At 72.1% G+C, this 12,976-nt stretch carries 13 protein-coding genes; 11 read left to right on the top strand and 2 right to left on the bottom strand.

Going from position 1 to position 12,976, the window contains the following annotated elements:
• Nucleotides 1-56: 56 nt before the first annotated feature.
• The 4 genes from rpsP to trmD are packed head-to-tail and all read left to right on the top strand — an operon-like array spanning nt 57 to nt 1,967.
• Complete coding sequence (gene rpsP, locus ACFO0B_RS04065) at nt 57-488, top strand: 30S ribosomal protein S16 (RefSeq protein ID WP_378610922.1); 432 nt, start codon at nt 57-59, stop codon at nt 486-488.
• Nucleotides 488-730 carry an RNA-binding protein gene (locus tag ACFO0B_RS04060; protein ID WP_233019760.1) on the top strand — a complete coding sequence of 81 codons (243 nt, stop codon included), beginning with the start codon at nt 488-490 and terminating at the stop codon, nt 728-730. The genes rpsP and ACFO0B_RS04060 overlap by 1 nt, the downstream gene beginning before the upstream one ends.
• Complete coding sequence (rimM, locus tag ACFO0B_RS04055; protein WP_378610921.1) at nt 731-1,255, top strand: ribosome maturation factor RimM; 525 nt, start codon at nt 731-733, stop codon at nt 1,253-1,255.
• Nucleotides 1,256-1,262: 7 nt separating this feature from the next.
• A complete protein-coding gene (gene trmD, locus ACFO0B_RS04050; RefSeq protein WP_378610920.1) occupies nt 1,263-1,967 on the top strand; it encodes a tRNA (guanosine(37)-N1)-methyltransferase TrmD in 705 nt (234 codons plus the stop codon).
• 38 nt (nt 1,968-2,005) lie between these two features.
• On the opposite strand, the gene ACFO0B_RS04045 is transcribed toward trmD, so the two are convergent.
• Both ACFO0B_RS04045 and ACFO0B_RS04040 read right to left on the bottom strand, forming a co-directional pair.
• Nucleotides 2,006-3,166, bottom strand: coding sequence for an outer membrane protein assembly factor BamB family protein (locus tag ACFO0B_RS04045; protein WP_378610919.1), 1,161 nt, complete (start codon nt 3,164-3,166; stop codon nt 2,006-2,008).
• A gap of 60 nt (nt 3,167-3,226) precedes the next feature.
• Nucleotides 3,227-4,087 carry a LuxR C-terminal-related transcriptional regulator gene (locus ACFO0B_RS04040; RefSeq protein ID WP_378610918.1) on the bottom strand — a complete coding sequence of 287 codons (861 nt, stop codon included), beginning with the start codon at nt 4,085-4,087 and terminating at the stop codon, nt 3,227-3,229.
• Between the two features lie 98 nt (nt 4,088-4,185).
• Between ACFO0B_RS04040 and ACFO0B_RS04035 the strand changes: the two genes are divergently transcribed.
• From ACFO0B_RS04035 to ACFO0B_RS04005, 7 genes are all read left to right on the top strand, one after another.
• Nucleotides 4,186-5,832: an AMP-binding protein gene (locus ACFO0B_RS04035; protein ID WP_378610917.1), complete on the top strand. Its 1,647-nt coding sequence runs from the start codon at nt 4,186-4,188 to the stop codon at nt 5,830-5,832.
• Entirely contained in the window at nt 5,829-7,454 is a 1,626-nt protein-coding gene (locus ACFO0B_RS04030; protein ID WP_378610916.1) for an AMP-binding protein, read from the top strand. The genes ACFO0B_RS04035 and ACFO0B_RS04030 overlap by 4 nt, the downstream gene beginning before the upstream one ends.
• A gap of 37 nt (nt 7,455-7,491) precedes the next feature.
• Entirely contained in the window at nt 7,492-9,870 is a 2,379-nt protein-coding gene (locus ACFO0B_RS04025) for a Tex family protein (RefSeq protein ID WP_378610915.1), read from the top strand.
• 19 nt (nt 9,871-9,889) lie between these two features.
• The gene (locus ACFO0B_RS04020; RefSeq protein ID WP_378611129.1) at nt 9,890-10,756 is read left to right on the top strand and encodes a hypothetical protein; all 867 of its coding nucleotides are present in this window, start codon (nt 9,890-9,892) and stop codon (nt 10,754-10,756) included.
• A gap of 159 nt (nt 10,757-10,915) precedes the next feature.
• Nucleotides 10,916-11,257 carry a 50S ribosomal protein L19 gene (gene rplS / locus ACFO0B_RS04015; protein ID WP_067658757.1) on the top strand — a complete coding sequence of 114 codons (342 nt, stop codon included), beginning with the start codon at nt 10,916-10,918 and terminating at the stop codon, nt 11,255-11,257.
• Between the two features lie 127 nt (nt 11,258-11,384).
• A complete protein-coding gene (gene lepB / locus ACFO0B_RS04010; protein ID WP_378610914.1) occupies nt 11,385-12,164 on the top strand; it encodes a signal peptidase I in 780 nt (259 codons plus the stop codon).
• 40 nt (nt 12,165-12,204) lie between these two features.
• Nucleotides 12,205-12,939, top strand: a complete 735-nt coding sequence (locus tag ACFO0B_RS04005; RefSeq protein WP_378610913.1) for a ribonuclease HII — start codon at nt 12,205-12,207, stop codon at nt 12,937-12,939.
• The last annotated feature ends 37 nt before the right edge of the window (nt 12,940-12,976 follow it).

Raw genomic sequence — 12,976 nt, 5'->3', positions numbered from 1 at the left:
AGTGACCACTCGGCCGCCCCCGCGGCGGCCACCACCGAAAGGCAGAACCCACAGCCATGGCTGTTCGCATCAAGCTCACCCGCCTGGGCAAGATCCGCAACCCGCAGTACCGCGTCGTCGTCGCCGACGCCCGCACCCGCCGGGACGGCCGGGCCATCGAGTCGATCGGCACGTACCACCCGAAGGAAGAGCCTTCGCTGATCCAGATCGACGCGGAGCGCGTGGCGTACTGGCTCAGCGTCGGCGCCCAGCCCACCGAGCCCGTGCAGCGGCTGCTGGAGATCACCGGCGACTGGCAGAAGTTCAAGGGCCTGCCGGGCACCGAGGGCACCCTGAAGGTCAAGGCCGCGAAGCCGAGCAAGCTCGACCTCTTCAACGCCGCGCTGGCCGCCGCCGACGGCGAGCCGTCCGGCGAGGCCACGACGCCGAAGAAGAAGGCCAAGAAGGCCGACGACGCTGCGGCCGAGTCGACCGAAGCCGCCGAGTAATGAGCGTGGTCGTCGCCGATGCCGTCGAGCACCTGGTGCGCGGCATCGTCGCCAATCCCGACGACGTCCGGGTCGAGCTGATCACCGGCAGGCGCGGCCGCACCGTCGAGGTGCACGTCCACCCGGACGACCTGGGTAAGGTCATCGGCCGCGGCGGCCGCACCGCCACCGCGCTGCGCACGCTGGTCGCCGGAATCGGCGGCCGCGGCATCCGGGTCGACGTGGTCGACACCGACGCCTAGATGGAACTCGTCGTCGGACGGGTCGCCAAGTCGCACGGGGTGCGCGGCGAACTCGTCGTCGAGATCCGCACCGACGATCCGGAATCCCGGTTCGCGCCAGGCACCGTCCTGCTCGGACGGCCGCCGCGGGCGCGCACCGGCGGCACGGAGTTCACCGTGGAGTCGGCCCGCGAACACTCGGGCCGGCTCCTCGTGCGGCTGCGCGAGGTGGACGGTCGCGATGCGGCGGACGCGCTGCGCGGCACGCTGTTCCTGGTGGACAGCGCCGATCTGCCGCCCAGCGAGGACCCGGACGAGTTCTACGACCACGAACTCGAGGGGCTCGCGGTGCGGCTCACCGACGGCACCGCCGTCGGCACGGTCACCGAGGTGCTGCACTCCGCCGCGGGCGAACTGCTCTCGGTGCGCGCCGACGACGGCAGGGAGCTGCTGATCCCCTTCGTCACCGCCATCGTGCCGAGCGTCTCGGTGGCCGACGGCGTCGTGGTGATCGACCCGCCCGAGGGGTTGCTCGATCCGGAATGAGGCCGTCGTGAAACTGGATGTGCTCACGATCTTCCCGGAGTACCTGGAGCCGCTGCGCGCCGCGCTGCTCGGCAAGGCCATCGATCGCGGGCTGATCGCCATCGATGTGCACGACCTGCGGCACTGGACGCACGATGTGCACCGATCGGTGGACGACTCGCCGTACGGCGGTGGTCCCGGCATGGTCATGAAGCCCTCCGTGTGGGGTGTCGCGCTGGACGAGGTCTGCCCCGCCGACGCGCTGCTGGTGGTGCCGACCCCGGCGGGCGTTCCCTTCACCCAGGCCACCGCGGAGCGCTGGGCGGCCGAGCGGCACCTGGTGTTCGCCTGCGGCCGGTACGAGGGCATCGATCAGCGGGTCTTCGACGATGCCGCGCGCCGGGTGCGGGTCGAGGAGGTGAGCATCGGTGACTACGTGCTCATCGGCGGCGAGGCCGCCGTCCTCGTCATGGTCGAGGCGGTGGTCCGGCTGCTGCCCGGCGTGCTCGGCAACCAGCAGTCGCACCGCGAGGATTCCTTCTCCGACGGGCTGCTCGAGGGCCCCAGCTACACCCGGCCGGTGATCTGGCGCGATCTCGAGGTGCCGCCGATCCTGCTCTCCGGCGACCATGCCAAGATCGCGGCCTGGCGGCACGAGCAGGCGCTGGAGCGCACCCGCGCCCGCCGACCCGACCTGCTGCCCGGTGACGACGGCGTCCCCGACCCGGCCTGACCGCTCTGCCGGACGGGATCACCCCGACCCGGCCCCGCTCAGCCGGACGGAATCGCCGCGGCCCGGCCGTCCGCGCCGGGAACGAGCACGCCCCACGGGGCGGGATGTAGCCGCGCGGTCTGCGCGACCGGCATGGTGAGCAGCGGTTCCTCCCCGCGCGGCGTCGGCTTCGGCCCCGCGACGTGGGTCCGCTCACCGGTACGCACGTCGTAGGCGAACAGTGACCCGTCGTCGTGCCCGCCACCGCGCGGCCGCAGCGTCGCCAGCAGCACGCCGTCCGGTGACCCGACGCTCAGCAGTACCTCCTCGTCGGCGGCGAGCGGCGCCGTCCAGCGCACTCCGCCGTCCGGCTCCACGAACCGCATCTCGGTGTTCTTCGCCAGGGTGGTGCTGTCCATGATCAGCGCGGTGCCGCCGGGTCGGGCGAAGCGGTAGCGGGACTGCTCGCCGAGCGGCTGCCGGCCGAGCTCGTCGCCGCTGCGCAGGGCGAGGAACACCCGCTCGCCGCCGGACTTCACGGTCAGGGTGTCGGACGAATCGACCACGAAGGAATCGGTGCCGGAAAGCGTCCGGTGCCACAGCTCGCCACCGGTCAGGCGGTCGAACGCGGCGACGGCGAGGTCGAGATCGGTGCCGTCCGGGGCGAAGCGGGTGGGGCAGCGCAACAGCGCGACCTCCCGCGTCAGCAGGACGGAGACGGTGTCCTCGGTGAACGGCGGCGCGCAGCTCCACCGCGCCGGATCGGCGCTCCAGCGCGGCTGGTTCGTGGCCGGATCGCGGATCACGACCCGGCCGTCCTCGACGCCGCTCTCCCACCACACGTCGGCGGCGGTGCTCCACAACTCCGCGCCGGTATCGCCGGAGTAGGCGACGTATCCGGGCGAGCCCTGCCAGCCCACCAGCAGCACGTCGTGGAACAGCACCGGCGTGGTGCGCCGCGGATCCGGCGCACTCCCGGGCCGCTGGATCGTCCACCGCTGCTCGCCGCCCGGGCTCCAGCCGAGAATCGTGTCCCCGCGCACGGTGTAGATGCCGGACTCGGTCACCCCCGCGGCATCGAAGGCGCCGAGCTCGACCGCGCGTATGCCGGACAGCTCCAGCCCGCCCGGCGGCCGGGACCCCGCGGGCCCCCCGCACGCGGCCACCGCCATGACCAGCCCGAACGCCGCCAGCGTTCGTATCGCTCGATTCCACCGCATGCTGAACTCCCCCCGAAGTAGATGTCGGCGACGATCATCGCACGAGGTACCGACAGGGTCCTACGGCAGCAGCCGAGCCCGCCTGGCCCTGGCAACCGCCTCGACCCTGGTATGCGCGTCGAGCTTGCTCATGGCGCTGCGCAGGTAGCTCTTCACCGTCTCCGCGCCGAGCGAGAGCCGCGCCGCCACCTCCTGGTTGGTGCAGCCGAGCGCGATCTGGGCGAGCACATCGAGCTCCCGGCGGGAGAGCCGGGGCGCGTCGGCGGCGGGCACCCCCGCGAGCACGCGGGTGATCCGGCCGCCGACGGCGTCGAGGCGGGCGCGCAGCTCGGGGTCGGGAACGGCGCCCGCGATCTCCCTGAGCTCGGCGTGGATGTCGCGCAGCTCCTCGCCCTCCGCGCCTGCGGGCGCCGGTTCGGCGAGCCGGAGCAGCCGCAGCCGCCGGTCCACCTCGTCGCGCACGGTGATCTCGCGAGCCAGCTGCCTGGCCGCGCCGATCATCAGCTCGGCGGTGCGGCCGCCGAGCGGGGAGCCGCCGCGGTTGGCGGCGTAGAGCACCGCGCGGGATTGCCGGTCGACCAGCACCGGTACCGCGAGCACCGAGCGGATGCCCTCGCCGAGCACCGGCCGGTCGTAGTCGTGCGTGATGGACGAGGCGCTGCGGTAGTCGGCCACCGAGGCGGGGGCGCCGCTCGCCATCACCTGCCCACCGAGGCCGGACCTGCGCAGCACGGTGAGGCCGCGCAGCGCGTTCGTCGTGATGCCGACGAACTCGGAGAGCAGCAGCGCGTCCCGCGCGATCTCGCCGCCGAACGCCACCGGCACCCCGGATTCCCCGGCCACCAGCCGCAGCGCGGCGCGCAGCGCGTCACCGTCGCGCGGGCGGAGCAGGTGCTCGCCGGGCGAGCGATCGCGGCTCATATCGGGTCACCCCTTTTCGGGGGTAGTGCGGGACGTGACGTGTCCCACATTCTAGGCGGACACCGGCGCCCAGCCGGAGCCGCACGAGGGAGGACCACATGGCGACCGAGACGACGGTGCTCGACAGCGACCCGGACCAGCGGGTACGCACCCTGCTGGAGACCTACGACAGCCCGGCCGCCACCGCGGCGGTGCTGCTCTGCGACCGGCACCCGGCCGACCGGGTCGCGGTCACCGTGGTCGAGTCCGACCTGAACCACACCGACCTCACCTACGGCGAACTGCGCGAGCGCTCCGAGCGGTTCGCCGCCGCGCTCGGCGAGTTCGGCGTCGGCCCCGGCGACCGGGTGGCCACGCTCATGGCCAAGTCGGCCGACCTGGTGGTGGCGCTGCTCGGCATCTGGCGACGCGGCGCGGTGCACGTGCCGCTGTTCACCGCCTTCGCCCCGCCCGCCATCGCCTTCCGGCTCACGGCCAGCGCCGCGCGCTGGGTCGTCACCGATGCCGACCAGGCCGAAAAGCTACGTCCCGGCGACGACATCCCGGCCGACGCGCCGTGGGGCGTGATCGTCGCGGGCGGTGCGCAGCCGGGCGCGCTGCGTTTCGAGGAGCTGCTGGCGCAGCACTCGGCCGACGACCCGCTGGCCGCCGCGGTGACCGTCGGCGGCGACGGCGCGCTGGTCCAGCTCTTCACCAGTGGCACCACCGGCACCCCGAAGGGCGTGCCGGTCCCGCTGCGCGCGCTGGCCTCGTTCCACGCGTACCAGGAGTTCGCGCTGGACGTCCGGCCGGACGACGTCTTCTGGAACGGCGCCGATCCGGGCTGGGCCTACGGGCTCTACTACGCGATCCTGGCGCCGCTGGCGTCCGGGATCCGCACCCTGCTGCTGCACGCGCCGTTCTCGCCCGCACTCACCTGGCAGGTGCTGGAGCGCTTCGGCGTCACCAACTTCGCGGCCGCGCCCACCGTCTACCGGGCGCTGCGCGCCGAACCCGCGCCGGCGGGCAGCACGCTGCGCCGCGCCTCGTCGGCGGGCGAGCCGCTCACCCCCGAGGTGGTGGAATGGTCGGCCGGGGCGCTCGGCGTCCAGGTCCGCGACCACTACGGCCAGACCGAGCACGGCATGGTCATCGGCAACGCCTGGCACGAGGCGCTGGACGCGACTGTCCCGCCCGGCTCGATGGGCAGGCAGCTGCCCGGCTGGCACTGCGCGGTACTCGCCGACGACGCCGACACCGAGGCGCCGACCGGCGAGCTCGGCCGGGTCGCCATCGATGTCGAGAGCAGCCCGCTGCTCTGGTTCACCGGCTACCTGGACGCCCCGGAGCGCACCGCGCAGCGCTTCACCGCCGACGGCCGCTGGTACCTCACCGGCGACGCGGGCTCGCGGGACGCCGACGGCTTCTTCCGCTTCTCCGCCAGGGACGACGACGTGATCATCATGGCCGGCTACCGGATCGGCCCGTTCGAGGTGGAGAGCGTGCTGCTGCTGCACCCGGGGGTCGCCGAGGCCGCGGTGGTCGGAATGCCGGACGAGCTGCGCGGCGAGGTGCTGGAGGCCTTCGTCGTGCTCGGCCGGGACGCCACCGGGGACGACGAGCTCGCCGCGGAGCTGCAGCAGCTGGTCAAGCGGAAGTTCGCCGCGCACGCCTACCCGCGCCGGGTGCACTTCGTCGACACGCTGCCCAGGACCCCGAGCGGCAAGGTGCAGCGCTACCTGCTCCGCCAGGGCGGTGCCCGGTGACCGCGCCGGCCTACGACAGCGGCCTCGCCCACACCCCGCTGCTCGGCGACACCATCGGCGGCAACCTCGATCGCGTCGCCGCCGCGCACCCGGAGCGCGAAGCCCTGGTCGACCGCCCCTCCGGCCGCCGCTGGAGCTATCGGGAACTGGTCGTCGCGGTCGACGCCATCGCCACCGCGCTGCTCGAGCACGGAGTCCGCACCGGCGACCGGGTCGGGATCTGGGCGCCGAACTGCGCGGAGTGGTTCCTGGTGCAGTACGCCACCGCGAAGATCGGCGCGATCCTGGTCACCGTCAACCCGGCCTACCGCACCTCGGAGCTGGAGTTCGTGCTCCGCACGGCAGGGGTGCGGACGCTGGTCACCGCCGAGTCCTTCAAGACCTCGGACTACGTCGCCATGGTCGGCGAGGTGCGTGCCGCGGTCCCGGAGCTGGAATCGGTGCTGGTCTTCGGCTCGCCGGAGTGGGAGGCGCTGGCGGCCACCGAACCGGACGCCACCCGGCTCGCCACCGTTGCCGCCGAGCTCTCCGCCGACGACCCGATCAATATCCAGTACACCTCGGGGACGACGGGATTCCCCAGGGGCGCCACGCTCAGCCACCACAACATCCTGAACAACGGCTGGTTCGTCGGCGAGCTGTGCGGCTACACCGAGCACGACCGGATCTGCGTCCCGGTGCCCTTCTACCACTGTTTCGGCATGGTGATGGGCAATCTGGCGAGCACGACGCACGGCGCAGCCGTCGTCATCCCGGCGCCATCCTTCGACCCGGAGGCGAGCCTGGCCGCGGTCGCCGCCGAGCGCTGCACCTCACTCTACGGCGTGCCGACCATGTTCATCGCCATGCTCGCCGCACTCGACGCCGGCGCCGAGCACGACCTCGCCACGCTGCGCACCGGCATCATGGCGGGCTCGCCCTGCCCGGTCGAGGTGATGAAGCGGGTCATCGACCGCATGAACATGGCGGAGGTCTCGATCTGCTACGGCATGACCGAGACCTCGCCGGTCTCCACGCAGACCCGCCGCGACGACAGCCTGGAGCGGCGCACCGAGACGGTCGGCCGGGTCGGGCCGCACCTGGAGGTCAAGATCGTCGATCCGGCGACCGGGCGGACGCTGCCGCGCGGCGAGCCCGGCGAGCTCTGCACCCGCGGCTACTCGGTGATGCTCGGGTACTGGGGCGAGCCGGCCAAGACCGCGGAGGCCGTCGACGCCGCGCGCTGGATGCGCACCGGCGACATCGCCGTCATGGACGACGCCGGCTACCTCGCGGTGACCGGCCGGATCAAGGACATGGTGATCCGCGGCGGTGAGAACATCTACCCGCGCGAGATCGAGGAGTTCCTCTACGCGCACCCGGACGTGCTGGACGCCCAGGTGATCGGGGTGCCGGACGCCACCTACGGGGAGGAGCTGATGGCCTGGATCCGGCTGCGCCCCGGCGCGGCCCCGCTGGACGCCGCGCGGCTGCGCGAGTTCTGCACCGGCAAGCTGGCGCACTACAAGATCCCGCGTTACGTGCACCTGGTCGAGGAGTTCCCGATGACCGTCACCGGGAAGGTGCGCAAGGCCGAGATGCGGGAGCTGGCAGGGGAACTGCTCGGCCGGTCGGACGCCTGACCCGCGGCGTCGGTGGGCGCCGGTAGGGTGGCGCCTCGTGACGACAGTGCCCGAGAGTTCCGCTCCGCCCCGCACCGGTGTGCCCAGCGTCGACCGCCGTATCGCCGAGGAGCTCGGCGTCCGGGAGAGTCAGGTGCGCGCCGCCGTCGAGCTGCTCGACGGCGGCGCCACCGTCCCCTTCGTCGCCAGGTACCGCAAGGAGGTCACCGAGGGGCTGGACGACGCGCAGCTGCGCACGCTGGAGGAGCGGCTGCACTACCTGCGCGAGCTGGACGAGCGCCGCGCTGCCGTCCTGGAATCCATTCGTGGCCAGGGCAAACTCGATGACGAGCTGCACCGGCAGCTGCTGCTCGCCGATACCAAGGCCAGGTTGGAGGACATCTACCTCCCGTACAAGCCGAAGCGGCGCACCAAGGCGCAGATCGCGCGCGAGGCCGGACACGAGCCGGTCGCCGACGCCCTGATCGGCGACCCCGCCACCGACCCGGCCGGCTACACCGCCGAGCAGCTGGACGGCGCCCGCGCCATCCTGGTCGAGCGCTTCGCCGAGGACGCCGACCTGGTCGGCGAGCTGCGCGAGCTCATGTGGAAGCGCGGCCGGGTCAGTGCGGCAGTCCGCCCCGGCAAGGAGGAGGCGGGCGCCAAGTTCGCCGACTACTTCGAGTTCGCCGAGGCCTTCGAATCGCTGCCGTCGCACCGCATTCTCGCGCTGCTCCGCGGGGAGAAGGAGGAAATCCTCACGCTGAAGCTGGAGCCGGACACCGAGGAGCCGGCGCCCGGCGAGCGCACCGTCTACGAGGGCCGCATCGCCACCCGCTTCGATATCGCCGATCGCGGCCGCGCCGCCGACGGCTGGCTGCTGGACACCGTGCGCTGGGCCTGGCGCACCAAGCTCCAGGTGAGCCTGGGCATCGACACCAGGATGCGGCTGCGGCAGGCCGCCGAGAAGGACGCGGTCGACATCTTCGCCGCCAACCTGCGCGACCTGCTGCTCGCCGCCCCCGCGGGCACCCGCACCACCATGGGGCTGGATCCGGGGTACCGCACCGGCGTCAAGGTGGCCGTGGTCGACGCGACCGGCAAGGTGGTCGCCACCGAGGTCATCTACCCGCACAAGCCGCAGGGGCAGACCGAGAAGTCGCTGGCCGTGCTGGCCGCGCTGGTCGCCAGGTTCGGTGTCGAACTGATCGCGATCGGCAACGGCACCGCCTCCCGCGAGACCGATGCGCTCGCCGTCGAGCTGATCTCCCGGATCCCGGAGAACAAGCCGACCAAGATCGTGGTCTCCGAGGCGGGCGCCTCGGTGTACTCCGCCTCGGCCTACGCCTCGCAGGAGCTGCCGGACATGGACGTCTCGCTGCGCGGGGCGGTTTCCATCGCGCGCCGGCTGCAGGATCCGTTGGCCGAGCTGGTGAAGATCGATCCGAAGTCGATCGGGGTCGGGCAGTACCAGCACGACGTCTCCGAGACCCTGCTGGCCCGCTCGCTCGGTGTGGTGGTCGAGGACGCGGTGAACGCGGTCGGCGTCGACGTGAACACCGCGTCGGTGCCGCTGCTCGCCCGGGTCTCCGGCATCAGCGGCACGGTCGCCGAGAGCATCGTCGCGCACCGCGACCAGCACGGCCCGTTCGACAGCCGCGCCGCGCTCAAACAGGTGCCCCGGCTCGGCCCGAAGGCCTTCGAGCAGTGTGCGGGCTTCCTCCGCATCCGCGGCGGCGCCGACCCGCTCGACACCTCCGCCGTGCACCCCGAGGCGTACCCGGTGGTTCGCCGAATCCTGGACTCCACCGGCAGCGGCATCGCCGAGGTCATCGGCAACCCGGCCGTGCTGCGCGCGCTGCGGCCGGGCGACTTCACCGACGAGCGCTTCGGCGTCCCGACGGTCACCGACATCATCGCCGAGCTGGAGAAGCCGGGTCGCGACCCGCGCCCGGAGTTCAAGACCGCCGAGTTCGCCGCCGGGGTGGAGAAGGTCGCCGACCTGGAGCCGGGCATGGTGCTGGAGGGCGTGGTCACCAATGTCGCCGCCTTCGGCGCCTTCGTCGACGTCGGGGTGCACCAGGACGGCCTGGTGCACGTCTCGGCCATGTCGCGCAGCTTCGTCGACGATCCGCGCAGTGTGGTGAAGTCCGGCGACGTGGTGAAGGTCAAGGTGCTCGAGGTGGACGTGGCCAGGCAGCGCATCGGCCTCTCGCTCCGGCTGGACGACGAACCGGGCAAACCGGCCGGGCGCGAGGAGCGCGGCGGTCAGCGCGATCGCAACCGGGGCGGCGGCAAACCCAGGCAGAATGGACAGGGGAAGCCGCAGGGCGACGGGCGCGGCCAGGCCAAACAGGGCCAGCAGCAGCAGCGCCGCCCCGCTCCGGCGAACGGCGCCATGGCCGACGCCCTGCGCCGAGCGGGGCTCGGCAAGTAGACCGAGAGGGGGCGCGGTGTTGCGGCGGTGGCTCGAGCAGGACGTGATCGCGCAGGGCCGGTTGCCGCTGCTGTGCTTCCTGCTCGGCTTCATCGTCGGGTTCGTGATCATCCGGGTCAGCGTCCGGATGATCCGGGCCGAGGTGCGCTGGTGGCCGGGGAACATCAGGGCGGGCGACACCCACATCCACCACATGGTGTTCGGCGTGGTGCTGGTGCTGGCCTCCGGGATCGGCATGGTGGCCACCACCGAGACGTCGAGCCGCTCCACCGCGGCACTGCTCGCCGCGGCCTTCGGGGTGGGCGCGGCGCTGGTACTCGACGAGTTCGCGCTGATCTTCTACCTGCGCGACGTGTACTGGGAGAAGCAGGGCCGCACCTCGGTGGACGCGGTGTTCGTCGCGATCGCCGTCACCGGCCTGCTACTGCTCGGCTTCCACCCGCTGTGGCTGCTGGAGATCAACGACTTCCGCGCCGATCCCGGCATCGCCGTCCGTGTCGTCGTCGCGGTCTTCGCGCTGGTGAACCTGGTGCTCGCGGCGATCGTGATCGCCAAGGGCAAGATCTGGACCGGGCTCTTCGGCATGTTCTTCCTGCCGCTGCTCGTGGTCGGGGCGCTGCGGCTGAGCAGGCCGGGCGCGCCGTGGGCTCGCTGGCGCTACGCGGACCGGCGGCGCCGGCTGATGGCCCGCGCCGTCGTCCGCGAGCGGCGCTATCGGCGTCCGGTGATCCGGGCCAAGATCTTCGTGCAGGACCTGGTGGCCGGGAAGCCCGACGTCGACCACGTACGCACCGCGGCCGAGGAGGAACTGGCCCGCAAGGTGGTGCCCGCGCCCGCCGCGCAGCACCGGCACCCCCAGCCCGGCGAGCCGGCCGGGAAGAGCTGATCGACCCCGATTTCAGCGTGGACCAGCTCGTCTGGCACACTGTTCGGGTTGCCCCGGGCCGTTTCCCGGCTCCGGCATCCCTTGTACCGAGCACGAACCGGCCGAGCACACCAGTGCCGCCAGGGTCCTCTGTTCCACCATGAACCGTTAAGGACGAAAATGAACACCCTTGACTTCGTCGACGAGAAGTCGCTGCGCAGCGACGTCCCGGCCTTCCGCCCGGGCGATACGCTGAACGTGCACGTGAAGGTCATCGAGGGCTCCAAGGAGCGCATCCAGGTCTTCAAGGGCGTCGTGATCCGCCGTCAGGGCGGCGGCATCCGCGAGACCTTCACCGTGCGCAAGGTGTCGTTCGGTGTCGGCGTGGAGCGCACCTTCCCGGTGCACAGCCCCAATATCGATCACATCGACGTGGTCACCCGCGGCGATGTCCGCCGGGCGAAGCTGTACTACCTGCGCGACCTGCGCGGCAAGGCCGCCAAGATCAAGGAGAAGCGCTGAGCTTCCCCGCCGGGGCGCGCTCGCGCGCTCCGCGCTGAAATTCCCTTCGGCCCGGCACCCGATTCGTTCGCGGTGCCGGGCCGAAGTGTGTGCGGTCGACTCGCGGTGGACGGCTACTCTGTTCGGCGTGGCAGACGAAAGCGGTTCGGTGGGCGTGTCCGGAGCGGGCGAGGGCAGGTCGGGGGCGGGCGGCCGGGCGTCGCGGCGCAGGCAGCAGCAGCGCAAGCAGCGGCCGTTCTGGCAGGAGCTGCCGGTCCTGATCGTCATCGCGGCCGTGATCGCCGCGCTCATGGTCTCCTTCGTGGGGCGCCCGTACGTCATCCCGTCGCAGTCGATGGATCCCACGCTGGCCATCGGCGACCGCATCTACGTGCAGAAGATCAGTTACTTCACCTCCGATCCGGAGCCGGGCGACGTCGTCGTCTTCGTCGGCCCGCCGAGCTGGAACACCAACTACCGGTCGATCCGCTCGGACAACGCGATGGTGCGCGGCGTGCAGAATTTCTTCTCCTGGTTCGGGCTGGTCCCACCTGACGAGAACGACCTGGTGAAGCGGGTGATCGCGGTCGGTGGCCAGACCGTGCAGTGCTGCGACGCGCAGGGCAGGGTCACCGTGGACGGCAAGCCGCTGGACGAGCCGTACGTCGAGGACGACTTTCCGTGGCGCCAGGGCCAGGCCAACGCCGTCTACCCGGCGGGCCGGGTGTTCGGGCCGGTCACCGTGCCGGAGGGGCACCTGTGGGTGATGGGCGACAACCGCAACGAGTCGGCGGATTCGCGCGCGCACGTCGGCGACGAACTGCAGGGCACGGTGCCGGTCGACAATGTGCGCGGCATGACCGTCTTCAAGATCTGGCCGCCCGGCCGGATGGGCCCGGTGAGCGCGGAGGATCCGCAGGCGGAATGAGCCGGCCGGCCGAAATGTCGGTGGCCGCAGCATAATCGACATGGTGCAGAGTTCAGTGATCCGATCCGGGAAGTGGCCGCCGCGCGTCGTCATGCGTCCGGCCGGCGGGCTGCGCACGCTGGAGGCCGCGCTGATCCGCAGCGGCCTCGGCCCGGTGGCAGGCGTCGACGAGGCGGGGCGCGGCCCGTGCGCGGGCCCGCTCGTCGTCGCCGCCTGCCTGCTTCCGCAGAGGGCCTACGACCGGCTGGCCGGCCTCGACGACTCCAAGAAGCTCACCGAGGCCGCCCGCGAGGAGCTGTACCCGGTGATCACCCGGCTCGCGCTGAGCTGGACGGTGGTCACCGTGCCCGCCTGGGAGGTGGACGCCATCGGCGTCCACGTCGCCAATATCGAGGGCATGCGCCGGGCCGTCGCCGGGCTGGCTCACACCCCCGGGTACGTGCTCACCGACGGATTCCGGGTGCCGGGCATCCCGGTACCGTCGCTGCCGGTGATCGGCGGCGACGCCGCCGCCGCCTGCATCGCCGCCGCCAGCATCCTGGCCAAGGTCACCCGCGACCGGATCATGACCGAACTGGACGGGCGCTTCCCCGGCTACGGCTTCGCCGCGCACAAGGGCTACAACACCCCCGAGCACCTCGAGGCGCTGCAGCGCATCGGGCCGTGCAGCGAACACCGGCGGAGCTGGAAGAACGTGCGCGAACTCGGCGAGCCGGGGCCCGCGACAGCCGAGGAGGGCCTCCGGATGGCTGCCGCGCCTGCGCATGCGCGATGATTACCCCCGACGACGCACTGCGGCGAGAAGGAGGACG

The sequence above is a fragment of the Nocardia jiangsuensis genome (genome assembly GCF_042650385.1).
In the GTDB taxonomy this organism is placed as follows: Bacteria; Actinomycetota; Actinomycetes; order Mycobacteriales; family Mycobacteriaceae; genus Nocardia; species Nocardia jiangsuensis.
The sequence above is the reverse complement of the archived record's forward strand: the minus strand, read 5'-3'. Positions and strand labels throughout refer to the sequence as shown.

Excerpts from the sequence above, each read along its gene's own strand:
- rpsP (WP_378610922.1), top strand. The coding sequence starts at position 57 with ATGGCTGTTCGCATCAAGCTCACCCGCCTGGGCAAGATCCGCAACCCG.
- ACFO0B_RS04060 (WP_233019760.1), top strand. The coding sequence starts at position 488 with ATGAGCGTGGTCGTCGCCGATGCCGTCGAGCACCTGGTGCGCGGCATC.
- rimM (WP_378610921.1), top strand. The coding sequence starts at position 731 with ATGGAACTCGTCGTCGGACGGGTCGCCAAGTCGCACGGGGTGCGCGGC.
- ACFO0B_RS04045 (WP_378610919.1), bottom strand. The coding sequence starts at position 3,166 with ATGCGGTGGAATCGAGCGATACGAACGCTGGCGGCGTTCGGGCTGGTC.
- ACFO0B_RS04040 (WP_378610918.1), bottom strand. The coding sequence starts at position 4,087 with ATGAGCCGCGATCGCTCGCCCGGCGAGCACCTGCTCCGCCCGCGCGAC.
- ACFO0B_RS04035 (WP_378610917.1), top strand. The coding sequence starts at position 4,186 with ATGGCGACCGAGACGACGGTGCTCGACAGCGACCCGGACCAGCGGGTA.
- rplS (WP_067658757.1), top strand. The coding sequence starts at position 10,916 with ATGAACACCCTTGACTTCGTCGACGAGAAGTCGCTGCGCAGCGACGTC.
- ACFO0B_RS04005 (WP_378610913.1), top strand. The coding sequence starts at position 12,205 with ATGGTGCAGAGTTCAGTGATCCGATCCGGGAAGTGGCCGCCGCGCGTC.